We start from the raw sequence: 523 nt of genomic DNA, 5'->3' as shown, positions 1-523 counted from the left end.
ACAACAGCCATACTATCACCTTTAGCTGTGAGCATTTCCCAGTCTGCTGGTATAAGCCCCTACCCGCTCCTAATGGCGATAGCGATGACCTCATCAATAGGGTTCTGGACGCCGGTTTCAACACCACCCAACACAATAGTCTTCGGTCCTGGGGAATATAGCTTCATGGACTACATAAGGGCGGGAGCAATAATAGAAATTCCCCTCTTCATAGCGCTCTACCTCCTGATAATCCTCCTCTATCCATTTTGATTTTTAGGGAGGGAAAACTTAAATAGAACTGACCGAAAAAATTTCGGAGGTGAATGAGATGGGGGCACCAAAACTGGACTTCATGTTTTACCCGAAAAGCGTGGCTGTCATAGGCGCTTCAAATGTTCCAGGAAAGGTTGGAAACGCGATAATGCGCTCGATAACGCTCAAGTATGAGGGTAAGGTCTACGCTGTCAACGTCAAGGGTGGCGAAATAGAGGTCAATGGAAAGAAGTTCCCAGTTTATAGGAGCATTAAGGAAATTTCCGAT

Annotated in this window: 2 protein-coding genes; both read left to right on the top strand. The window is 46.1% G+C overall.

All coding sequences use genetic code 11. The features are described 5' to 3' along the window. The coding region (locus E3E42_RS11665) for an SLC13 family permease (RefSeq protein ID WP_206206132.1) at nt 1-252 on the top strand (252 nt) is incomplete at its 5' end. 58 nt (nt 253-310) lie between these two features. After that, nucleotides 311-523: CoA-binding protein (locus E3E42_RS11660; RefSeq protein ID WP_206206133.1), on the top strand; the 213-nt coding region annotated here is incomplete at its 3' end.

Source organism: Thermococcus sp. JdF3 (genome assembly GCF_012027495.1).
Taxonomy (GTDB): Archaea; Methanobacteriota_B; Thermococci; order Thermococcales; family Thermococcaceae; genus Thermococcus.
Note: the sequence above shows the minus strand (reverse complement) of the source record. Positions and strands in the feature narration are given on the sequence as shown.